Here is a 23,365-nt window from a genome sequence, read left to right on the forward strand (position 1 = left end):
CTATTCAATGGCTTAGATATGTGGACATAAGTAATAAAGCAGCATTTGGGAACAAAATGATCCCCATTTACGTCGTATAACTGTCTCGCCTCTGCTTTTAGTGACGCATATTAGCAAGATACAAATTCTGAGGCGCGATGTCTACGACAAGCTACGCCTATGCGATCGCACTAACTCCCCATCATAATAAGTACTTTTATCTTCGGAATACGCCCATAGACAGCTTCAAAAACAGTCAGAAACAAACTCAGTGAATCCTCGTCATTAAATACATCACATATACAAAGGATAACCCTCTTATGACTCGCCTACATCAATGGAAATCTGGTACTGCTGCACTTATGGCAATAGCAGTTACTACAAGCGTCATTAGCCCCCTATTGAGCTTGGCTCCTGCTAATGCACAATATAGAATTAACCAAGACAGAACTAGTCAATACGGAAACGTTACCATTCCTTCTGGAGTTAACTTTCCTGTTACCTACGAAAAAGAGACAATTACTATTGCTCCTGGGGAAAGTAAATCTCTAACTTTGAAAATAGCCAATGACATTATCGACAGAAATAGAAATGTCTTAATTCCTGCTGGTACTAAAGTAAATGGACGGCTAGAACCTGTTGACTTAGATGGTTATTCAAGAGATAGAGATGATAACCAAGGAAAAGGCGTGCGGTTTGTAGCTCAAGAATTAGAATTTTCTAACGGTCAACGTCAGTCGATTAATGCAACTTCTCGGACATACACCACAACTCAAAGAGTCAAACAGGGGCCCAACACCAGTCAGGTTTTAACTGACGCAGCTATTGGTGGAGGTGCTGGTCTTTTAGGTTCACTAATTACTGGTAATCGCAGAATTGACGATTTAAAACCTGTTCTCGGTGCGGCTGCGGGTGCGGGTGCGAGTGTCCTGTTGCGGAAAAAAGATGGAAATGCCTTTGTCCTCAGACCTGCACAGGATTTAAGGCTCACACTGAATTCTAACTTGAATTTAGTACCACAATCCCGCTACTAGATTTAACTTCATTCAAGTTGTGAATTTAATCATCCCTTATATGCGATCGCCATTTTAACTAGAGTGTGCGATCGCCTTTATTTTTAACTCTAAAAAATTCTCTTAAACAGCAACTATTCCACCTCTATATCGTCTTAATCTGTATCGATATTTATTGTAATACTTATTTAAAAGTTGGCTTTATTGTATTCTGTATCCAAAAGAGTATTCAAAATTATGGAATATCCTGATACTTTTGTTAAGTAGTAGCGATAAAGGAGCCTTTTCTTGTGGTAATTCAAGGTTTCGGTTTAAGCACATATCTTGCAATTCCCTTGGTATTAAGTTTTTTGGCTCAGGGAGAAAGTATAAAAGTATCTTTAGTTGAAAACGCCCGTCAGATATCCACAAATAAGGAAATGAGTCTATCCAGCCACGACAACCTAATCAGCAAGAATTCAACACCGAAAACATACTATGTTAGTGGTAGTGGAAACGACAATAATAGCGGACTCTCTACTTCATCAGCTTTTAGGACAATTCAAAAGGCAGCAGACCTTACCAACCCTGGCGATACAGTATTGATTATGAACGGAGTATACACAAATACAGGCAAAGCTGGGAGTGTAGTAAATATTAAACGTTCTGGAACTGCAAATGCATGGATTAGGTATAAAGCATATCCAGGGCATTTCCCAAAAATTCAGCACAATACATGGAATGGGATCGCGATTTCAAATGGAGCTTCATATATCGAGATCAACGGGCTAGAGGTTATGGGAAACAATGCCAATATAACCCTTGATTATGCGATGAGTGAGAAGACTAACAAACTAAACCCACTGACGAATGGAAACTGTATCAACGTTGACGGACGAACCAATGGTCATGTTCATCATATCCGTATTTTGAACAACAAAGTGCATGACTGTGGAGGAGCAGGTATTTCAGCGATTCAATCGGACTATGTGACAATAGATAATAATGTGGTATTTAATAATGCCTGGTATGGTGTTTATGGTTCTAGTGGTATTTCAATGTTGAATAATTGGAATTCTGACAACAACCAGGGATACAAGATGTTTGTTACCAACAACAAGACCTACAACAATCGCATGTACATCCCTTGGATTGCAGTTGGAAAGATTACAGACGGTAATGGCATTATTATCGATAGTACAAGAAATGAAGACAACTCAAAATTGGGTGTATATAAAGGACGTACTTTAGTTAAAAACAATCTTGCATTTAATAATGGTGGTTCGGGGATTCATGCATTTTTTAGCGACCATGTTGATATTGTAAATAATACAGCTTTTTTAAATAATCAGAGTCCAGAACTTAATGGTGGGCAAATATTTGCTCATACATCATCTGATGTCAGAATTCTCAGGAACATTCTCTATGCTTTTCCGGGAAAAAATATTAATAACAACACTAAAAACCAAAACGTTGTTTATGACTATAATATTTATCTCAATAGTTCTAAGATAAGTGTTAAGGGATCTCACGATATTGTTGCAGACTCACAGTTTTTAAGTAAGCATCCCACTCTCGAAAAAATATCTGACGATTGGAAATCACAGCCAGAGAAACAAAATCCGCCAACGCGGACTTCTATAGAGGCTAATTCGGCAGGTTTTGTTTGCGATCCAGTGAATTATCCTTTGCAAGGCAAACAGATCACAGTGGGATGCTCCCCGCTATCTTCAACTCAAACCGCTTTTTCTGATGTTTCATCTAACTATTGGGCGGCACAATTTATTCAACAATTGTCTCAGCAAGGTGTAATTGCCGGATTTCCTGATGGTAGCTTCCGCCCTGAAGAACCTGTGACACGCGCTCAATTTGCTGCGATGATCGACAAAGCTTTCCAAAAAGCCCAGCAACGGCAGGCAATCAATTTTACTGATGTACCCAGCAACTATTGGGCATCCAGTGCGATTGGGCAAGCTTATACCATTGGTTTCTTATCTGGTTATCCTGGAAATCGCTTTGAGCCTAATCAGGCTATTCCCCGCGAGCAGGTTTTGGTTGCCCTCGCTAACGGTTTGAAATATAGTCCCAGTGGCAATACCGAAAGCACTCTGAAATACTTCAACGATGCCTCTAACATCGCTAGCTATGCTCGTAGCCCGATCGCGGCAGCAACCCAAAAGCAAATTGTGGTCAACTATCCGAATGTGAAGTTACTCAATCCAACTGCAACCGCTACACGGGCACAAGTCGCAGCTTTTATCTACCAAGCATTGGTTAGTTCTAATCAAGCTTCAGCAATTAACTCACCCTATGTTGTGTTAAGACTCAGCAATTAAATCACCGTATACAGTGGATGCCGATCTACTACTTCAAGACTTATATTAGTCACAATTAGAATCTGTTGATTTAGATAGTTATTTAATAGGCGATCGCCACTTTAAATAGAGTGTGCGATCGCCTTCATTTTTAACCATAAAATTTTCTATTTAACAGCAACTATTCTATTTCTGTATCGTCTCACTAAGTATCTATATTTTTGAAAATTTGCTAACAGGTAATAGGGTGATTAGATTACTTCTATTAGCTAGTTCGTTTGGCAGAGATTTTTTAAATATGACTGTATGACTAAAGTAATGGTTTTTACAAAAAGCAAAAAAATTAGGAACCTTATATTTTAGTAAATGTCTAACTAATTAACAGTAAAAAAAATAATTGTACCGGAGTAAAAAATAATGTTTAACTTAAATCGTTGGCAATCTAGAACAGCTGCACTCATGGCTTTGAGTGTCACAGTCGGTACTGTAGCTCCTTTCATTACAGCTTCACCATCTTTAGCTCAAACGACTTTTTCTGATGTTTCATCTAACTATTGGGCAGCACAATTTATTCAACAATTGTCACAGCGAGGTGTAATTGCCGGATTTCCTGATGGTAGCTTCCGCCCAGAAGAACCGGTGACACGCGCTCAATTTGCCGCGATGGTCAACAAAGCTTTCCAAAAAGCACAGCAACGGCAGCCAATCAGTTTTGCTGATGTACCCAGCAACTATTGGGCATCCAGTGCGATTGAGCAAGCTTATACCATTGGTTTCTTATCTGGTTATCCCGGTAATCGCTTTGAGCCTAACCAAGCTATTCCCCGCGAACAGGTTTTAGTTTCCCTCGCTAACGGTTTGGAATATAGTCCCAGTGGCAATACTGAAAGCACTCTGCAATACTTCAACGATGCCTCTAACATCGCAAGCTATGCCCGTAGCCCGATCGCCGCAGCAACCCAAAAGCAAATTGTGGTCAACTATCCGAATGTGAACTTCCTGAATCCAACTGCAACCGCCACTCGCGCCCAGGTAGCAGCTTTTATCTACCAAGCATTGGTTAGTTCTAATCAAGCCTCAGCAATTAACTCACCTTATGTTGTGGCTGTCGGATCTACCACCCCAACGCCTGCATCAGTGACAATTGCCCAAGGGACTACTATTCCTGTGAAGTATGAGAAAGCAGAAAAAATTCTAGTTACAAAGGATGAAACATCGCCCTTGACATTGACAGTATCCCAAAACGTGGTGACGCAAGACGGATCTGTTGTGATTCCTGCTGGTAGTCAAGTTATTGGTCAACTCAAACCTGCTACGGGCGGTTCTCAATTCGTTGCCCAGAAACTGGTTTTGACTAGTGGTCAGGAGTATCAGCTTAATGCTAGTTCTGAAGTGATTACCAAAACTGAAACTGTCAAGAAGGGTACTAGTGTTGGTTCAATTATCAAGAATACTGTATTGGGCGCAGGTGCAGCAACTGCGGTATCTGCTGTCACAGGCGATCGCGCCATTGCCACAGAAGAAGTCTTGGGTGGTGCTGGTATCGGTGCATTGGTTGGTCTATTCTTCGGTAAAAATAGTGTTGATTTAATCGCCATTGACCCAGATACCGATTTACAAATGACCATCAATCAAAACTTATTGGTTTCACTTAAGTAGTCATTAATACGTCTAAAGCCGAATTGTAAGAATAGCGTAAATGCTGTATATTGTATGCAGCACTTACGCTACTTTTTTCATCAAAATCAAAATTTTTATAAATAAAATTGCTTAAACTAAATTTAAGTTAAGCAAGTTTTTTACGCCGTTTTTTATTTATTTATGAGAGTGATAATAGCGCTTTAGAGGTAAGACAAGACTAATTTTATAGGTTCTATTAAGAAAAAATAATTTCAATGATTGGTACTTTCAGTAGACTGAAAATTTTTGAAAGTTGAGGAAATAATAACGATTTCAGGCGACTTTATTGGAGCTTTTCATCACGACCATAGGTGTAGACGCTACATCGGCTTGTCGTAGACATCGCTCTATTCGTCCATCCAGAACAGAAGTAGTTGAAAGCTTGATGATAAGCTGATTTCAATAGATGGTGTTCCCAAGGAAAAATGAAGGGCTGATAAGGCTTGTGGAAAACTTTTCGATCTACTGACTTTGGCTCAAACGCTCAAATTAATCAGCTGGTAAAGAAAGAAGAATAAATAATTCTCTTAAGAATAAGAAGATAAATATAAGAGAACCATATAGTGAACAAAAAAATAATGAACAAAAAAAGAATTTTTTTCATAACATTTCTGGGAGCAAGCAGTCAAAAAATGTAAAAACGTCTAAAATTGAAGAAATTCTTGAAAGAGTTGCTTCTATCTATCTAAAACTGACTATTAAGGAAAGTGAGAATTCCTATTATTATCGTGAAGGAGATAAGCAGCGAATTAATTTACTTCTTAAGGACATTGAGAAACTCAAGTATAATATCACTGATTTTCTCAATAGCTATGACAGCGAAACTGTCCTTCTTAGATCATATCCTAGTGATAAGTTGCTTGAAGAAATACCAACACTGTCTAAATTGATAAATAATAGCCAAATAGATGTATCTCTAGAGTTTGATAGGCTAACTTCTTCGCTGGTAGAAGTACAGTCAGGTAATAGGACAAAGCGCTTGGATGAAATGCTAGCTATAATGTGAATAAATATTTAGCTATTTGATTGTTAAAAATAATAATCTTAGGTTAGGATTTTGACCAGCGTTAAAGGTTAAAGAAAAACGGGATAACCTGTTCTGAATAGACTAACTTTTAATTTCAGGCAACCAAATGATAAATGTAGTTCCCGGCGCATCAGGTGAAGTTAGCTTAGAGTTGATTGCAGGGCTGAAAACCTCGATTTCGCCCTGCATTTGCTCTATTAATTGTTTAGCGATCGCTAACCCCAAACCTGTGCCGGGGATTTTTGTTTGCGCTTGTACACCCCGATAATGCCGTTCTCCAAGATGTTCTAAATCCTGGGGTGGAATGCCAGGCCCGTTATCACTAATGACTATTCCCTGAAAATTAGCTTTTTCTTGCCCAGCCTGAATCAAAATTTTGCCGCCAGTGGGAGTATATTTCAAAGCATTATCAATAATGTTAGTTAACACCTCTCGTAATGCTTTGACGTTGGCACGCACTAGAGATGAATTCTCTTGAATTTCAGTTATTAGTTTTAGCTTTCGCTCTTGGGCGATCGCTTTGGCTGATATTAATAATGGTTCTAATATATCTGCTAACGAGCAGTCAACTGCTTTATCTCCCGTCCCCGGTAATAATAGCGGCGGTTTAGCGTCTTTTTGGATACTTGCTTCTACAAATACTTCATCTTCCGGCAGATGTCGTGGTGCTAAATCTGCCTCTGTCAAGTCAATTACTTGCTCAAATTGTTGCAGTAATTCTTGAAGGCGATCGCTTTCTCTGACAATACTATTTGCCACATCCCGGTTAGCATCTCCTGGTCGTAGTCGCTTCAATAGCAGTTTGCCAAAAGTCCGCAACGCCGTTAATGGGTTACGAAACTGATGTAACAGATTATCCAGCAAATCCCGCTGTTTTTCTTGGAGAATTTGTTGCTCGCGCAACTGTTGCTCAAACCATGCTCGCCGTTGATCTAAAATACAGGCGATCGCTAATGTTTGGGCTATCCGTTGAATCTGACTTTGCTCGTGTTCATTCCATACCCGGTCTTTCCTACCTGTCACCAGTAACCCCATCATCACACCCTCATAAATCAGAGGTAAAACAATTTGGTTGCCACTAAGTAGGTATTCCTCTTTGAGATCGGGTTGAGACCCATCTGGTATCTCAGACTCCTGTGACGAAGTTGGAGATTCTGAACCTGCTGTCAATAACCTTCCCTGATGATTGGGTAATATAAACGCATTTCCAATTTGAAGTTGCTTGTATGCCGTTGCTTCAATAGTTTCCTCTCCTGGCAGCAATAATGCTGTTTCCGGGTAAATCACCACAGGAATCAGTTTGGCATCACCAGAAGGAGTATCTACCAATTCTTGTGTTAGGTACACAATACTTAAAGTTGCTCCTAGCCCTTGGGTTAGTAGCGCTATTTGCTCTCGACACAGAGCAAGAAAATCGGAACTGGCAGACATTAACATTTTTTAGCTCTTGCTCAAGATTATAGATTTTGAGGCATGATGTAAGAGAGGATACTTAATTTTTACCTCACTCATTTAATAAAGCTTAACTAAAATTTTCTTAGAGATGGTTTGTACTAGGGGATTATATTCTTAGGTAATTTTATTTTCTCTATGTTTTAAAGATATTAACTTTCTTATATTAAAAGGTTAAAAACTATTGATCTTCTGAACTAGAACCTATATAATGACGACGGATTTTGTAGCTATCACTACAATCTATAGCTTGAAAGAGGAGGACAATAGATTGGCAAGGAGACGCAAAAGGAAGAGTCGTCGTCGTCAAGAAGGACGGCGCATTTTGGAACACGTGCCTCAATATAGCATCGAAAGTGGCGAAGAAAAGCCTGTGACAGCAGCGAGAAGATTCATTCAAGCTGAAGGGATTTTGCCACCCGCGTTGCTACTTGTAAAGCGAAATGAACACACTACAGATCGTTATTTCTGGGCAGAAAAGGGACTGTTTGGTGCTCAATACGTAGAGGAAAACCATTTCTTATTTCCTAGTTTGAGGGTGTTAGAACCTTCACCAGGTCAAGAACCTCTTGCTTTAGCTAGTCGGTGAACCATCGATGGTCATCTTGAGCATTGAATGTGGCTCCTGACTACTATTAACTGGCAAAATTGCTAAGTTTATGCAAAATTTAATTTTTTTTTAGTTTGTAGCTGATTTGCCAGTAAATCTAGTCCAGGTAGTTGGAAAGTGAACTTGTCTCAAACCACGCTAGATTGCATGGGTTGATACTACTTTGATAATGCAGAAGGGAGTGGGTATACCAAACGCGTCTAAATAGTGCTAGTGAAGTTGCGCTCTTATGCCGTAGATGGTTAAGTTAAGCTCTGTCAATGAATTTAAGTTAATGAATTTAAATTTTTCCCTACGAGTTTGGGTCGTGGGGAAAACTGGCAAAGCAGCAATCTTGATTTTCTCCTGACTACTTTCCATTGCCTAAAGAGTAGGTTAGGTCAGAAGTCTGCATATCATAGTTAAAAGATGGTCGCAAGAATCAACAATTATTTCCCAGGCTTGAGCTGTAGAGTCCTCTGCAACTCACTGAGTTCATCTCGATGGGCGACTACAGTGATCTTACTTGAGGAGGTTGGTTTGCTCTGAGTTGTTTCTACTTTGAGCGACACCTTCTCAAGTCTTCCAGATTTTTTCCAATAAAATAGACCACTTAAAGGCGACAGCAGTACCATCGCCAGAACAAGGGTACTGAGGCTAGGAAAAAGCAGGGATGCCACCAGAAATAGACAAACAATCCCAGTAGCTGCTAGTAAAGTCAGAAATATAGCTAAGAACCAGCTGGGGCGAACATTACCTTCAAAAGTTACCTGATTTTGTTCTCGGTCTACCGCTGCCACTCGGTAAGACCGCGATCGAAAATACTCTTTTAATTGAGACATTAAAACAGCTTCATCTTGCTCAGATACTAGTTGGGCCATTTCTGTACGGTCTTTAGTCGAGGCACGAATAAAGAAAAACAGCCCAACCGATAACAACAAGGTTAGCAGGAACGTAGATGGCAGAATAGCAGTATCCATAACTAATTGTTAGTGTTTGACTGGAGGAGACTTATTCATTATCAATTATTCGTTACTTTTTCCTCCCGTTGATGTAGTCTTGCCAAAGAAAAGCTAAATCCTGAGCTTGAACTTGCCATTCGGGAGAAACTTGGTACATCCGCCTGGGGCGTCCCCGTCCTTCGAGTTTCTTCCAATATCCAGTGATTGCACTTTGGTCTTCCAGAAATTTAATTGCACTGTAAAGTACGGTATCTGAAAGCCGATAGACGGGATACTCAGTTTCTAATTGCTCGATCAACTCGGTTCCGTAGGATTCACCTTGTAATAAAACAGACAGTATGTAACAAACTGCTAGTTCCTGACAAAGGTAAGTTGGCGGAGGATTCTCAAAAAATTGATATATATCCTCAAGTTTCATGGTTAGTGATGGCTAAAAAAATGCCTTAAGGTAAAGTCTACAATCCTTGTAGCCAGTATACAGTGCTACTACTACGTGAGTAATACATAATAAAGCTACTTAGACTAGATATCCATTGCGTAAACATCAAACAATTACCCACGTCTGTGAAGTTGTGGGGCGAGTTTGCGAGTTTTAGGGACACAAAATAATGTACCCCTACTCAAGCTCGATACGATGTGGTGAGGAGCGAACAGATAGTGACTTCCTCACTATCTTGGTGTTAACGGATGCCGAGCTGGTTAGAACTGCTTAAGCAATAAAATGCCATCGAAGAAATTTTACAGGTAAAATGCTATTTTGTCTGTAAAACTTAATAAACACTTTGTTTTACAGTGATTTTCCCAATGCAAATTCTAAAAGCTTAAGCTAAAGGATATATCTGGGATCAAGCTCTACGTCGGTATACACACTTAAGCAGTAACCATTTCTGATTTCCTCGATCGCAGAATTTCTTGTCTTATTTGGCAAGTGTGATAGTAAATTTATCAAAGAAGGCGCTAAAAACCAGGGGAAAGAACTCTCCCGTGTCCCCTTGTCTCCTCGTCCTCGCCTCCCTTAATCAAGCACCCAGCACATTGGCGATCGCTATGTCACAAACTCCCGATGCCCCATCATCTTCCTCAACTCTTAGGGCAATTGCCCAAACTTTTCGCCTTATAGGTTGGATTAGCTTCTGGATTCAGCTAGTACTAGGCGTTGTTTCTAGCATAATTGTGTTGCTGTTCGCCATCTTTAATCAAAGATCTGGCAGTCCTACTAATAATCCTGGGACTGGTTTTGGTGTATTTTTAGCAATTTGTGGACTGGTTGTTTTAGGTGGGGGCATTTATTTAGCTTACCGTTACACTAGGATTGGCAAGCAATTGGAATCCTCCAATCCCAGCAACCGCCCTCGGAAAAGTGAGACTGTGCAAGTATTACGCTTAGGGCTGTGGGTGAATTTAGGAGGAACGCTGGTGACGCTTTTGGGGGCGCAGGCGATCGTTGGAACACTGGTAGCACGATCCATATCTCCACAAGCGATAACTACCCAATTTTTTGATCCTACCCGAATTATTAGCGGTCTAGATATGCTTGTAGTACAGGCAAACACCAACACTGTCTCAGCGCACTTTGCAGGGCTGGTGGCGTCACTTTGGTTGCTCAATCGGATTAACCGACCCTAATATTATGAGTGCTGAGTTTTCAAAAGTCTAAAGAAGTTAATCAGAATTTTTCCGAAACGGACAAAACTGGGTGTGAAGACAACTACATAATCCTTGAAAAACATCTTATTAGTACAGCACTGCGTAATTCCAATCAATGGAACGCTTGCAGTATAGGAATTACAAATTACGTTGGCAAGTCAGGAAAGCGGCATGCTGCGCGTAACAAGATACCTGTAAAGGTACGAGCGTAATTAGGAATTTTGCCAAGCTGTAGTAGTAGGTGATGCCAAAACTAGCACAGGGATAATATGTACCTTTTTTAGAAGTCTGACACCATGAAAAATCAATTTGACACCATGAGAAATCAACCAGCACAGAAATTTAATCAAGACGTATGGAGATTTGGCGTACAGGTTTTCTTTAGTAGCATCGTATTGGGGCTGTGCATTTTCAAGCTTGGCTCGCCAGCAGAGGACGACAAGAATATTGCGCTTTACTGGGGTGGTTTATCAGGTGTGCTTGCATACTGGTTACCTTCACCTGGACAAACTAGAGACGATAAGGAACCACCGAATATCACTCAAAGGACGTTTGCAGCCGTTGATAACAATAATGGTAACGATCAGAGTCTTGCTCAGGTTTCTGAAACGACAGTGACTCAAAATACGAATTCATGATTGGTTTAATGCATTATATGGTTTCTTAGCCCTGGCAGTAATGCTAGGGTAAAATCTTGCTCAGAGATTGGACTGATTTTTCTAATAAACTTTGTTTTTGCAGTTACAGCAAAGCAAAATTACTATATGCTAAATGCTTATGTGTTAACTGTATTGACAGGAAGATTTTAGGCTAAAAACTGAGAAAAATCTGTGCTGGATATTAAGCAAATACGGGAAAATCCCCAATTAGTTCAAGAACGATTGAATAGTCGTAGTGGTAAATACGACATCGAGCCGATATTACTGTTAGATCGGCAACAACGGGAAATTGAGGGAACACGTAGTCAACTCCAAGCTCGTAGCAACGAAATTGGTAAAATTGTCGGTCAGAAGATTAAATCTGGGATCAATCCTCAAGACCCAGAAATTCAAGCTTTGCGGGATGAAGGTAACTCTGTCAAAGCGACGTTGAGTCAACTGGAACCCCAAGAAAAAGACCTCAAAGCTGAAATTGCTCAACTTGTGTTGGCACTTCCGAACTTGCCAAGCGACTCTACACCCCTTGGAAAGAATGAGGAAGATAACGTAGAAGTGCGCCGTTGGGGTGATGAGTACATTCCCCAAAATTCGCATATTCTCCCTCACTGGGAAATTGGCGAAAAGCTGGGTATTCTCAATGTTGAACGAGCTGTAAAAGTTGCCCAAAGTCGCTTTGTGACATTGATAGGCGCTGGTGCGGCATTGGAGAGGGCATTAATTCAATTTATGCTGACTCTCCATACTCAAGCTGGGTATGTGGAAGTCAGTCCGCCGCTGTTAGTAAATACCGAGTCTTTGACGGCGACCGGTCAATTGCCCAAGTTTGCCGAAGAAAGCTTTAAATGCGCTGATGATGACTTGTGGCTGATTCCTACAGCTGAAGTTCCAGTGACAAATCTCTATCGGGGTGAAATTCTCGCTGCTGAAAACTTACCTATCTACCACTGTGCCTTTACTCCCTGTTTTCGCCGCGAAGCTGGTAGTTATGGGCGCGATATGCGGGGATTAATCCGCCTGCATCAATTTAACAAGGTGGAAATGGTGAAGTTTGTCGAACCCAGTACGTCTTTTGATGAACTGGAGAAATTGGTGGGGAATGCAGAAGCAATTTTACAAGCGTTGCGGTTGCCTTACCGAGTAGTAAATTTAAGTACTGGAGATTTGGGATTTGCCTCTACCAAAACTTATGATTTAGAGGTTTGGTTGCCCTCTTCTGGCAAATACCGCGAAATTTCTAGCTGTTCCAATACTATAGATTTCCAGGCGCGACGGGCTGATATTCGCTTCAAAGAGGCGGGGAAGAAAGGAACTCAGTTTGTACATACTCTAAATGGTTCGGGTTTGGCGGTGGGAAGGACGATGGCAGCAATTTTGGAGAATTATCAACAACCTGATGGGACGGTGAAGATACCAGAAGTGTTGCAACCTTATTTTCAGCAGGGAGAAAAGTTGGGTTTTCCATCGCTGCAAAATTTACAAAGAGTTCAAAACTCACCAGTTGTACCCCAAGTTTTGCAACCAGTTTTACCAGAACGTGTTTCAAAGCCAACAATACAATTCCAATACCGTTATATTGTTGATTTGCTGTTTTGGCTTCCAATCGCCTCTTATGTTGTGTGGGTAATACTATCGTTGTTGTTTTAGCAGAAAAACCAATCTGACCAAAACTTACATTTGGACTATGTGGACAAAATGGTACGTTACGCTGTCGCTAACGCACCCTACTGGCGTGGCACAGCTAAAATAGTGCGTTAGATGTAGATTGGGTTGAGCAGCGCGAAACCCAACATTGATCGGAGTGTTGGGTTTCGTTCCTCAACCCAACCTACAATTTTTTTTGCAACAATTTAGCTTCGTCAGGCTACTACTAGCTTTAGATGTTAGAACCAGATACGAAAAATCGAACTATGACTAATGCCCAATGCCCTATGCCTAATGCCCAATTAGAATGGAGATAACTATAGCTTAATATCTTCACTAATTTACTCTATGTCAGTTTTAGCAGCGATCGCAGTCTTGGCTGTTTTGATCTTGGTACACGAGTTGGGACATTTTGTTGCAGCCCGTTCTCAAGGCATTCTCGTTAACCGTTTTTCTTTGGGTTTTGGCCCAGTTCTTTTGAAGTACCAAGGTTCGCAAACCGAATATGCTGTCCGCGCCTTTCCCTTGGGCGGCTTTGTGGGCTTTCCCGATGATGACCCCGATAGCGATGTTCCACCCAATGACCCGAATCTGCTGCGTAACCGTCCAGTTTTAGACCGGGCGATTGTGATCAGTGCCGGAGTGATCGCCAATTTAATATTTGCCTACTTGGTGCTGGCTCTGCAATTGGGTATTGTTGGCATTCCAGAGAGGATTAACTATCAACCTGGTGTCATCGTCAAGCCGGTTGATGAACAATCTATTTCCTACCAAGCAGGTATTAGGGAAGGAGACATCATTCTGGCTGTTAATGGTCAGGAACTCCCCGCTTCTGAAAAAGCGACAGCTTTGCTAACAAAAGAAATTCAAACTCATCCAAATCAGCAAATCGAACTAAAAGTTAAACATGAAAAGCAACCAAAGTCTCTAAAATTAACCCCAAAGCTGGGAGATAAAGGCCAAGGTGTAATTGGCATTGAACTTGGCCCCAATGGTACAGCAGTTTATCGCCGTCCTAATAGTCCTTTTGAAATTTTCGGCATTGCTGCTAACAGGTTTCAACAATTATTTGTGGGGACACTCAGCGGTTTTGGGCAGTTAATTACCAACTTTCAACAAACTGCTGGACAAGTTTCTGGGCCAGTTAATATTGTCAAAATCGGTGCAAAATTAGCTGAGGATAATACCGTAAACTTGTTGTCTTTTGCGGCAATTATCAGCATTAACTTGGCTATTATCAATATTTTGCCTTTACCGGCTTTGGATGGCGGACAACTCGCTTTTCTGTTGATTGAAGGTTTACGCGGTAAGCCTGTACCCGCCCGGATTCAAGAAGGTGTAATGCAAACCGGTTTGGTGTTACTCTTAGGCTTAGGAATTTTTCTGATCGTCAAAGAAACTACCCAATTAACTAGCCAATTGGAATGGGTACAAAAATTGTTCCAGTGAGCATTACCCGCAAATCGTTATCTAAAAAGCAACGGGCGATAGAAATTTTAGCTCGGCTGAAGCGTCTTTATCCAGATGCTACCTGCTCTTTGAACTACTCAACGCCCGTACAATTGTTGGTGGCAACGATTCTCTCTGCTCAGTGTACTGATGAGCGGGTAAATAAGGTGACACCAGCTTTATTTGCTCGGTTTCCTGATGCTGAGAGTTTAGCGATCGCTGACTTAGTAGAATTAGAAAATTTGGTGCGTTCAACAGGGTTTTATCGCAATAAAGCCAAGAACATTCAAGCCGCCTGTCGGATGATTGTTACTGAGTTTAACTCTGTTGTCCCCAACCAAATGGAGCAATTATTAAAGCTTCCAGGTGTAGCGCGCAAGACAGCAAATGTAGTCTTGGGTCATGCTTATGGCATTAATGTTGGCGTGACAGTAGATACTCACGTCAAGCGCCTGTGCGAACGTTTGGGTTTAACTGAAGTAAAAGACCCCGTTCGGATTGAGCAAGATTTAATGGGTTTATTGCCTCAGCCTGATTGGGAAAATTGGTCAATTCGGCTGATTTATCACGGTCGTGCTATTTGTAAAGCACGCTCTCCCGTCTGCGTTGCTTGTGAACTTGCCGATTTATGTCCTGCTGCGAATCAGCCAGTGGTTGTAGGGTAAGCGACATAAGTAACCCCAGAATTGATAGAAAGACTGTAGAATGGAAAACGGTGTCTTTAAAGAAGTTAGAGAATATATGGCAAAAAAGAGCTTGATTGAGCGCGAGAAAAAGCGCACCAAGTTGATAGAAAAGTATGCTGACAAGCGAGAAGCTCTCTTAGAAGAGTTCAGAAGTGCAGCATCTCCTTTGGATAAGCTGGAAATCCACCGGAAGATTCAACAGCTACCCCGGAATAGTGCGCCCACCCGCCACCGCAACCGTTGTTGGTTGACTGGTCGTTCTAGAGGTGTTTACCGCGATTTTGGGTTGTCTCGGAACGTGCTGCGAGAATGGGCGCATGAAGGTCTTTTGCCTGGAGTTGTTAAGGCTAGTTGGTAGTCAAGAGTCATTGGTCATTAGTCATTAGTCATTTGCAAAGGACAAAGGACAACTGACAAATGACAAAATATTATTGACCACAACACTTATCAATTCCCAGACTTTCTAAGAGTAGATCGCTGACGGCGTTGGCGATCGCAAACTCTCCATAGAAGCTATTGGAAAAATCATAGGACTGCATCTCTGTGACAATGGCAATTACCAGAGAACCAAGGTCGTTTTCTCCTTCCATCCGTTGACGCACAAAAATCTGTGCGGCTCGTTGGGCTATGTTTTGGTTGACTGCTTCGGGGATAAATTCTGTATCTAGCCACCGTTGTAAGCGTTCTCGTAACCATTCACCTTCGAGCAGTGGATTTTCAGGCGGTGGTAGGGTGATGGGTGGAATTGGTTGAGTCATCTTTTTTAAACGCAGAGGGACGCGGAGGGAAACGCAGAGGAACGCTGAGGTTGATTTTTTAGCATCAAATTGCGTTTCTAAGAGTGTTTTTTTATATTTATTTATGCAATATGATATCGCCGCTATTGTTGAGGGCTATGCACAAGGCTATTTTCTCATGGCTGATGAGCGCGATCGCCTGAGTTGGTACGGAAGTCGCGATCGGACTTTGATTCCTTTGGATGAGAGGTTTCGCTACCCTAAGTCTTTGCAGCGCGTTCTGAATCAAGAGCGGTTTACTGTGGCGATTAATCGAGACTTTCAGGCTGTGGTGGCTGGCTGTGCTGACAGAGAGACAACCTGGATTTCACCGGAATTAAAAAAGATTTACTGGCTGCTTTACCAGAACGGTTATGCTTATAGTTTTGAAACTTGGCAAGGTGACGAACTCGCTGGGGGAATTTTAGGGATTGTAATTGGTGGGGCTTTTATTGGCGAGTCGATGTTTTACCGCATTCCCGAAGGTTCAAAGGTGGCGATGGTCAAGTTGGTAGAAAGATTGCGTCAGAGGCAATTTGTGTTTTTTGATGCCCAAATGATGAATCCCCATTTGAAAAGGTTTGGCGCTTATCGGGTTGGGGATGAAGAATATCAATCTTTATTTCAGGAAGCGTTGCAACGTACTTATAACTTAGTATAATTTTACCAGAAAAGCTGAATGTGATTGTTACTGATGTAGTAGTGCCGAGAATGAAGGTATTGCCATAAAAAATATTTTAATCATTACAATAGCGATCGCGCCCATTTTGTTTGGCACAGTAGAGTGCTTTATCAGCTGAGGCAATAAGTATATCTGGCCTGATGTTCCAAATGGGTATGTGAGAGGTAATTCCTAAACTAACAGTGATGATATTCTTGACATCAGACTGTACATGGGGAATAGCCAGAGCATGAATTGCTTGCTGAATACTTTGCGCTACTTTAATCGCTCCTGCTAAATCAGTATTGGGCAAGAGTACCAAAAATTCTTCTCCACCATAACGCGCTACTAAATCGGCAGGACGATGAATTGTCTGTTGCACTGTTTGCGCTATCCTCATTAGACAATCATCGCCTGCAAGATGACCATAGTAATCGTTGTAAAGTTTGAATTTATCAACGTCAAACATAATCAGTGACAAGGGTTGTTGTTCTCGTGCAAGGCGTCTCCATTCTGCTTGCAGTCGTGCATCAAAGCAACGACGGTTAGCTACCTGAGTCAAGCTATCTAAATTTGCCAGTTGTTCTAGTTTCTGATTTGCATCTTGGAGAGCCAATTCAATTTGTTTTCGTCCAGTGATGTCGCGTATGGTAATAGCAAAACCATCATCTAGTTTGACTGCGACAAAGTGATACCAGCAAGAATTGCTTAATGGATGGTAAAAATCCTGTTCTAAAGCTTCCCCCGTTTCAACAAGATTAATGAAATGATTGAAGAGTTCTGGTTCTAGACAGGTTAAAAGTTTTTTGAGTACTACTTTGCCAATCATCTCTTCACATTTGCTTCCGAAGGCTTTAGCAATAACAGGATTGATAACTAAGCAACGAAAATCCTCAATGTCTCCAGTTGCAGGGTTGCGGACAGCTTGCATAGCGGCAATACCATCTAGCGAACTATTCAAAATGCTGGCTAGCATTGCCCTGGACTGATACAGTATCTCTTCTGTTTCCCTACGCTTAATATTTTCTTGTTCTAGAAGCCGTTGCTGACGTTGAATAGTTAACTGATTTTCTAGACGCGCTACAACTTCTTCCATCTGAAAGGGTTTGGTGATGTAGTCTATGCCCCCTGACTCAAAGGCGATCACTTTATCGAAAACATCATCTAAAGCACTAATAAAAATAACAGGAATGGTGCGTAGAACTTCATCCGCTTTCAGAATTCTACAAACTTGATAGCCATCCATTTCTGGCATCTTGATATCTAAAAGAATGATATCTGGTCGCTTTGCCTTTACTGTTTTTAGTGCCATCCGCCCACTTGTAACGCTGCGAACAGTGTAGCCAAGTTTGACCAGAGAATCACTTAATAAATGTAAATTTTTGGGACTGTCGTCTACTAGGAGAATATTACCTTTATTTTCTTTATCAGAATCAAGATTCATTGCTTCTCAGGGGTTCGGCTAAATCAACCAATTCCTCAAATTCAAATTGACGAGCAAGTTTTGTTAAAGATTGAATTAAAAAAGTTTCTGTTTTGGGAACATCTCTAATTAATTCTATGACCCGATTAGTATTCGCTTCTAAAGCAGCTTCATAGAATTGATTAATCCATTCTTGAGACATACAAATTAGATTGTTAGATGTTAACGATTTTTTTTCTGTCTCTTCAGAATTTGAATAATTATTTTCAGCATATATATATTTGACACCAAGATGTTTGGCTAGTGTGTCAAAAATTGTATGTTCTGCAAAAGGTTTGCGAAGAAAGTCATCACACCCGGCTGAAAGGACGATCGCTTTTTCTTCTTCTAAAACACTTGCTGTCAGAGCAATTATAGCTGTAGCATTCCCCTTGGTAGTGAACTTGATATATTTTGTAGCTTCGTAACCGTCCATGACAGGCATTCGCATATCCATCCAAATCAGGTGGGGTTCCCATTCATTCCAAATAGCGATCGCTTCTTTGCCATTACTAGCTTCTTTCATCTCAAACCCTAACGGTTGTAAAAGTTTAATTAATAATTGACGATTAATAGATTTATCATCTACTATTAATAGTTTATAAATAGGTTGTCCTGGTGCAAGTTCTAATACTTTTGGATGTGCTTCTAAAGTATTACTATTGGTTTTTTGACCTAATTTTGCTTGAATATAAAATTTAAAAGTTGTCCCTACTCCTAATTTACTTTCAACAGAAATATCTCCTCCCATTAACTGAATAAACTTGTGACTAATTGCTAAACCTAAACCCGTTCCTTCTTGTGATTCTTTTCCGGCTTTTGCTTGGGAAAAAGCATTAAATAGTTTGGGTAATTCTGCGGCTGCAATCCCTACTCCTGTATCACAGACTTTAAAATTAAGAGTTAAAATATCTGTGATTTCTTCACTAGTATTATTTACTGTTAAACTAATTGTTCCTTTTTGAGTAAATTTAATGGCATTACTAATCAAATTAATTAATACTTGTCGGAGTTTTAATTCATCTGTGCAAATATAACATGGGACATTTTCACTACGTTGAAATATTAAGTTTAAGCCTTGATTACTTGCCTGTAAATATAGCATATCTTCTAAGTCATCTAGCAAGCGATACAGGTCAAAGTCTCTAGGGTTAAGAGTAGTTTTACCCGCTTCTATTTTTGATAAATCGAGAATATTATTAATGAGCGTTAGTAAATAATCACCACTGTGATAAATGATCCCGACATTTTCATAATGCTCGGCAGGCAAGTTTTTAGCACGTAACATTAATTGAGAAAAACCTAGAACAGCATTGAGGGGCGATCGCAATTCATGACTCATATTAGCAATAAATAAACTTTTAGCTTGATTTGCTACTTCGGCTTTTTCTTTAGCAATCGCTAACTCTGCTGTTCTCTCCTGTACCCGTTGTTCCAAAGTTTCAAAAGATGTTTGTAACTGAAGTGCCATATTATTAAACGATTTTGCCAGTTGACCTATTTCGTCTTTTGATTTATTTTTGGCGCGAATATCTAAGTTACCTGCGGTAAACTGGAAAACTATATTGGTAAGGTAAATTATTGGCTTTGTTAACAGTTGCCCAATGGCAAAAGCGATAATTGTCACTACTCCTGCAATAAATGCAAATAGAAAAATTGCGTCGCGAATTTGCTTTTCTACAGGTGCTAGAGCAACAGCAAAGGGACGTGCAAACAATACAGACCAAGGCTTATATTGCAAACGAGCGATCGCAATTAGATTAACCTGATTACCTGTTGCTTTCAAAGATGCAATTAAATACGACTGTTTATTATCCAATGCTTGTTTAAGTTTTAACTCATTAGTTGCCAATTCTTTGAGAGAAGAATTAGGCAAACGACCTTCCTGTTGCAGTTGAGTTACAATATAGTCAGGCAGAGGCACAATTGATTTAAAAAGCAGTTCTGGTGCAGTACTATGTGCCAGATAAACATTCTTGTCATCTAAAAGAATAGCAAAAGATTTTGCCCCAGCCCGTTCAGTTTGTCGAGTTACTAACTGTTGAACAACAGTCGCATTATATGAAACACGCAATATACCCAATATATCTCCCTTGGCATTGCGAACCGGACTGCTAAAAAAGAGGGTAATAAGATCGGGAATTGTCGGCGATCGCTTCATGCTAGAAACAAAAGAGAAACCAGTTTTTAGCGGTTTTTGAAAATAATCTTGAACTGATTCGTCTTTGCCAATATTCAGTGTACGTGTATCTAATACATTTTTACCGTTTAAGTCGAGCAAAGCATAAGAGAGAATATTGAGCATATCTTTGCGACTGAGACGGATTAATGTTTCTGTCGCCAATTGCATTTCGGGGCTGTCATCTCGCTGTTTTGGATTTAAGCTGAGATAGCGTGCCAAACCTGGTAAAATCGCCTCTACGCGCACGGCATTGAGATTTCCATCAATAAAGGCATCTATTCTGTTAGCGGTTTCGTTAGCCGCCGCAGATAGGGCTTGTCGGGCATTGTCAGTTAGTGCTTTTTCTGTTGTCTGTTTGTTGACAAATGCCAATAACAGCAATGGAATCAAAGCAACAACGAGAAACGAGGCGATCAACTTTGTACGGATGCCGCCCAAAAAGGAGTGTTGCATAGCTTCAAACTAGGGAGGATTCAAGAAGGAAGAATTGAACAAACTTTCTAGCTCAGGAATACGCGTAATGTTTCCAGAGCGAATAAAAAAGTCTGCATATATATTGGCAGTTTTGTAGATGGAGTTAGGGTTGCTAGATTGAAAATATTTTTTATTTTCACCTAAATCAGTTAGGTTTATTCCCTCTAGAGAGAGAGTATTGTTAGGAATTTTTAACGCTTTGCTGATGATAGCTTTTCCTTCCTCAACATTTGCTTTCCAGTAGGTCGAAGCTTGCAGCCATCCTCGCACAAAAGCACGAATGTCTTTGGGGCGATCGCGGATTGTCTCACCGCGAAAGATAATCAAATCTAAAATCAAGCCAGGGGTTTGTTTGCTAGTAAATAGGATATTTCCCCCTAATTTCATCGCTTTAGAGAGATAGGGTTGCCAAGTGTGTCCGGCTTGAATCGTATTATTTTTCAGGCGTTGAGGAATTTCTAAAGCCTCTAATTGAACCAAGTTCACATCATCACTGGTTAAATTGGCAGTTTTCAACATTTCAGTCACGAAAACTTCGCTAAAACTGCCTAGATTTGCACCCAACTTTTTCCCTTTCAAATCAGCGACAGTTTTAATTTTTGATTGGGCGACTACCACATCTGCTCCTATTGATTCATCTATAACGATCGCACCTTGTATATCTGGATTTGTGGCACTCAAGATTATAAACTTTCCCAAGGACGACGTAATCCCATCATATTTACCCGCATTGAAGTTTGCTTGTTCCAATTGGGCGTATTGTTTATGAATTAGTTCCACATCTACCCCTTGGGCTTTGAAGAATCCTTTTTCTTGAGCAATGATGCCTGGAAGCTCTCCAACAAAAGATGCAAATATAACTTTCAAGGGAGGGCGTTTTACTTCAGTTGGTGCTGAAGTATTACAAGCAAGTAGTAAACAGGCAGTAATGAGGAAAATACTAATGTATCTGAGTAGTTTAAGCATAAAATTTTTGATATTTTTTAATTATTGCTCATCAAAGATTCAGGTAAATAAACTAATTGTTCAAATTTAAATTGCCGTGTAAATTTCGTCGGTGATTGTATTAAAGGAGTTTTGGTTGTTGGAATTGCTTCCAGATTTAGAAATTCTGACCGCAAGCGCGGCTTGAGAATTTTATTTATTCATAGGTATTGTTTGTTTTGCAGCCGCCCCAACAAGTAATTATGGTTCAAATCAATGAAAAAGGCTGTAATTGCAAAGAGAGCGATCGCTCTTTTCCACTGTTATATAAGAGGATGTTTGAAAAGTCCTCAAGCGTGTGTTTCACTACCCTGGCTACCAAGAAACTGCTACGAAATCGGAGTTTTGGGATTTGAGAGCGTACCTCTGAGTCATACTTAAGGCTCAAGCCAACCCTTTTCAAACAACCTCTAAGTAAACACATTTATAGCCTTCTAACTTGAGACGACGACTTATTCGCTGTAGTACAGATGATTTACCCATTTGCCGAACGTTAAACACGTAGCAAAAAGCACTACCTTTGAAACTGTTATAAAGTTTTTCGTCTGCTTGACGCACAACATAAGTGGGATCGTCACTGTAGAGGCTACCGCCAACTTGGTATCTCATGTGCAAAGTGTGATTAGAAAAGGAAGATATAAAGAAGGAGTCAGAATTCAGAATTTAGAATACTATATCCATCCTGCCACACTGTCTTGTTCGTGAAGTGTCTCGTAGAGTTAAGACGGTGAAGAGCTATGCAGTATAATACGATGCCTACGGCGAGCCACACCTACGCAGATGGAGAAAGGACGGCGCAATGGTTTGCCTTTTGCAAAGACTATGATTTACTGATTTTAGATTGGATGTTGACCAAAGTCAGTGGGTTGATTAAATCCGCCAAATTTCTCAAAGCAATTTCGTCTTTGTCTAACCATCGCTAACCTTGACCCGGAAAACATGGCAGATTACTTGAATAAGTACCAAAAGTCTGACAGGAAAACCATACTAATGAGAATTTGGACTACTACTGCTGTGCTAGCTGCTTTTTGGCTAATATCTGGGATCATCAGTTCTGAGCCAATCACCGCTACTTCTGTTTTGGTAGAAAATGCCATATCATCTCCAGCGCCAACGAATGCAAAACAGATTACTGTCAGTAACACCGAGTTTGGTCTGAAGAGAGTTGACTCCAAAGGAAACGTTACCATTTTCCAGACAACAAGAGTGCCACTTCAGGAAGGAAACACCTACGGATGGCGGATTAAACTCAAAAACTACCAAGGTGAAGTGAAATGGCGTGAAGTCTTGCATTTACCAAAACCTCCAGAAACTTGGGGTACAGATAATGGCGAAGATTTCTCAATATCAGCAGACGGCAAGACATCTGTAACACGGCGCACACAGTCGGCTCCAGAAGGTGTGATTGAGAATTTTTGGACAATTGCCCCTGGCGATCCAGTTGGTAAGCATAGAATAGAAGTCTATATTGATGACCGTTTGATCGGTACTTTCCAGTTTGAAGTTATTCCAGTTAAGTAGAGATGAAGGGCATTGAGCATGGAGAAGAGACAAGGTAGATGAAGAAGAGGGGGGAGATAAGGGAGAGAATTGTTCAATAGACCTCTTGCACAAATGCAAAATTCGCCCTCATCTCCCAACCCCTTCTCCCAAAATTGGGAGAAGGGGAGTCCTCACCCTAAGTCCCTCTCTCAAGCTTGGGAAAGGGATTTAGGGTGAAAGCTCATTGATTCATGCAAGAAGTCTAA

The 23,365-nt window shown here is 40.6% G+C and carries 18 protein-coding genes and 4 pseudogenes; 14 read left to right on the forward strand and 8 right to left on the reverse strand.

Going from position 1 to position 23,365, the window contains the following annotated elements:
• The first annotated feature begins 299 nt into the window (after nucleotides 1-299).
• The 4 genes and pseudogenes from V7K41_RS26450 (at nucleotide 300) to V7K41_RS26460 (ending at nucleotide 4,945) form a co-directional block, all read left to right on the forward strand.
• On the forward strand, nucleotides 300-1,013 hold the full coding sequence (locus V7K41_RS26450) for a conjugal transfer protein TrbI (protein WP_334853000.1): 714 nt from the start codon (nucleotides 300-302) through the stop codon (nucleotides 1,011-1,013).
• 791 nt (nucleotides 1,014-1,804) lie between these two features.
• Nucleotides 1,805-2,329, forward strand: a pseudogene (locus V7K41_RS33020) (right-handed parallel beta-helix repeat-containing protein); the annotation flags it as partial.
• A 330-nt stretch (nucleotides 2,330-2,659) separates the two neighbouring features.
• Nucleotides 2,660-3,289, forward strand: a pseudogene (locus tag V7K41_RS26455) (S-layer homology domain-containing protein); the annotation flags it as partial.
• 414 nt (nucleotides 3,290-3,703) lie between these two features.
• Nucleotides 3,704-4,945 carry an S-layer homology domain-containing protein gene (locus V7K41_RS26460; RefSeq protein ID WP_334853002.1) on the forward strand — a complete coding sequence of 414 codons (1,242 nt, stop codon included), beginning with the start codon at nucleotides 3,704-3,706 and terminating at the stop codon, nucleotides 4,943-4,945.
• A 1,129-nt stretch (nucleotides 4,946-6,074) separates the two neighbouring features.
• Here the strand turns inward: V7K41_RS26460 and V7K41_RS26465 are convergent.
• The gene (locus V7K41_RS26465; protein WP_334853004.1) at nucleotides 6,075-7,430 is read right to left on the reverse strand and encodes a GAF domain-containing sensor histidine kinase; all 1,356 of its coding nucleotides are present in this window, start codon (nucleotides 7,428-7,430) and stop codon (nucleotides 6,075-6,077) included.
• A gap of 286 nt (nucleotides 7,431-7,716) precedes the next feature.
• Here V7K41_RS26465 and V7K41_RS26470 point away from each other — a divergent pair, with 286 nt between their 5' ends.
• Nucleotides 7,717-8,034: a DUF3155 domain-containing protein gene (locus V7K41_RS26470; protein ID WP_041566316.1), complete on the forward strand. Its 318-nt coding sequence runs from the start codon at nucleotides 7,717-7,719 to the stop codon at nucleotides 8,032-8,034.
• Nucleotides 8,035-8,483: 449 nt separating this feature from the next.
• Here V7K41_RS26470 and V7K41_RS26475 read toward each other — a convergent pair whose 3' ends face one another.
• Entirely contained in the window at nucleotides 8,484-9,014 is a 531-nt protein-coding gene (locus V7K41_RS26475; protein ID WP_334853007.1) for a cofactor assembly of complex C subunit B, read from the reverse strand.
• A gap of 52 nt (nucleotides 9,015-9,066) precedes the next feature.
• Entirely contained in the window at nucleotides 9,067-9,414 is a 348-nt protein-coding gene (locus tag V7K41_RS26480; RefSeq protein ID WP_334853009.1) for a PadR family transcriptional regulator, read from the reverse strand.
• A gap of 629 nt (nucleotides 9,415-10,043) precedes the next feature.
• On the opposite strand from V7K41_RS26480, the gene V7K41_RS26485 reads away from it, so the two are divergent.
• The 6 genes and pseudogenes from V7K41_RS26485 to rpsN all read left to right on the forward strand — a co-directional run bounded on the left by V7K41_RS26485 (nucleotide 10,044) and on the right by rpsN (nucleotide 15,436).
• Nucleotides 10,044-10,622 carry a DUF3611 family protein gene (locus tag V7K41_RS26485; RefSeq protein WP_334853215.1) on the forward strand — a complete coding sequence of 193 codons (579 nt, stop codon included), beginning with the start codon at nucleotides 10,044-10,046 and terminating at the stop codon, nucleotides 10,620-10,622.
• A 338-nt stretch (nucleotides 10,623-10,960) separates the two neighbouring features.
• Entirely contained in the window at nucleotides 10,961-11,281 is a 321-nt protein-coding gene (locus tag V7K41_RS26490; RefSeq protein WP_104909189.1) for a hypothetical protein, read from the forward strand.
• A 192-nt stretch (nucleotides 11,282-11,473) separates the two neighbouring features.
• Nucleotides 11,474-12,733: pseudogene (gene serS / locus V7K41_RS26495) on the forward strand (serine--tRNA ligase); the annotation flags it as partial.
• Nucleotides 12,734-13,291: 558 nt separating this feature from the next.
• Nucleotides 13,292-14,392, forward strand: a complete 1,101-nt coding sequence (rseP, locus tag V7K41_RS26500) for an RIP metalloprotease RseP (RefSeq protein WP_334853011.1) — start codon at nucleotides 13,292-13,294, stop codon at nucleotides 14,390-14,392.
• On the forward strand, nucleotides 14,368-15,057 hold the full coding sequence (gene nth / locus V7K41_RS26505) for an endonuclease III (protein WP_334853013.1): 690 nt from the start codon (nucleotides 14,368-14,370) through the stop codon (nucleotides 15,055-15,057). Before rseP ends, nth begins: the two co-directional genes overlap by 25 nt.
• A 76-nt stretch (nucleotides 15,058-15,133) precedes the next feature.
• Nucleotides 15,134-15,436: a 30S ribosomal protein S14 gene (gene rpsN, locus V7K41_RS26510; RefSeq protein WP_292869287.1), complete on the forward strand. Its 303-nt coding sequence runs from the start codon at nucleotides 15,134-15,136 to the stop codon at nucleotides 15,434-15,436.
• A 70-nt stretch (nucleotides 15,437-15,506) separates the two neighbouring features.
• On the opposite strand, the gene V7K41_RS26515 is transcribed toward rpsN, so the two are convergent.
• Complete coding sequence (locus V7K41_RS26515; protein ID WP_012410384.1) at nucleotides 15,507-15,836, reverse strand: hypothetical protein; 330 nt, start codon at nucleotides 15,834-15,836, stop codon at nucleotides 15,507-15,509.
• Nucleotides 15,837-15,939: 103 nt separating this feature from the next.
• Here V7K41_RS26515 and aat point away from each other — a divergent pair, with 103 nt between their 5' ends.
• Nucleotides 15,940-16,515, forward strand: a complete 576-nt coding sequence (aat, locus tag V7K41_RS26520) for a leucyl/phenylalanyl-tRNA--protein transferase (RefSeq protein ID WP_334853014.1) — start codon at nucleotides 15,940-15,942, stop codon at nucleotides 16,513-16,515.
• A gap of 76 nt (nucleotides 16,516-16,591) precedes the next feature.
• On the opposite strand, the gene V7K41_RS26525 is transcribed toward aat, so the two are convergent.
• The 4 genes from V7K41_RS26525 to V7K41_RS26540 form a co-directional block, all read right to left on the reverse strand.
• On the reverse strand, nucleotides 16,592-17,959 hold the full coding sequence (locus V7K41_RS26525) for a diguanylate cyclase domain-containing protein (protein WP_334853016.1): 1,368 nt from the start codon (nucleotides 17,957-17,959) through the stop codon (nucleotides 16,592-16,594).
• Entirely contained in the window at nucleotides 17,949-20,612 is a 2,664-nt protein-coding gene (locus tag V7K41_RS26530) for a hybrid sensor histidine kinase/response regulator (protein ID WP_334853018.1), read from the reverse strand. The genes V7K41_RS26525 and V7K41_RS26530 overlap by 11 nt, the downstream gene beginning before the upstream one ends.
• A gap of 9 nt (nucleotides 20,613-20,621) precedes the next feature.
• Nucleotides 20,622-21,599 (reverse strand): ABC transporter substrate-binding protein, encoded by a 978-nt coding sequence (locus tag V7K41_RS26535; protein ID WP_334853020.1) that lies wholly within the window; start codon nucleotides 21,597-21,599, stop codon nucleotides 20,622-20,624.
• A gap of 417 nt (nucleotides 21,600-22,016) precedes the next feature.
• Nucleotides 22,017-22,226: a hypothetical protein gene (locus tag V7K41_RS26540; protein WP_334853022.1), complete on the reverse strand. Its 210-nt coding sequence runs from the start codon at nucleotides 22,224-22,226 to the stop codon at nucleotides 22,017-22,019.
• Between the two features lie 170 nt (nucleotides 22,227-22,396).
• Between V7K41_RS26540 and V7K41_RS26545 the strand changes: the two are divergent.
• A pseudogene (locus V7K41_RS26545) lies at nucleotides 22,397-22,486 on the forward strand (DNA-binding response regulator); the annotation flags it as partial.
• Nucleotides 22,487-22,607: 121 nt separating this feature from the next.
• Entirely contained in the window at nucleotides 22,608-23,138 is a 531-nt protein-coding gene (locus V7K41_RS26550; RefSeq protein WP_334853023.1) for a hypothetical protein, read from the forward strand.
• Nucleotides 23,139-23,365 lie beyond the last annotated feature (227 nt).

Origin of the sequence: Nostoc sp. (assembly GCF_036917415.1) — a bacterium.
Lineage (GTDB): Bacteria > Cyanobacteriota > Cyanobacteriia > Cyanobacteriales > Nostocaceae > Nostoc.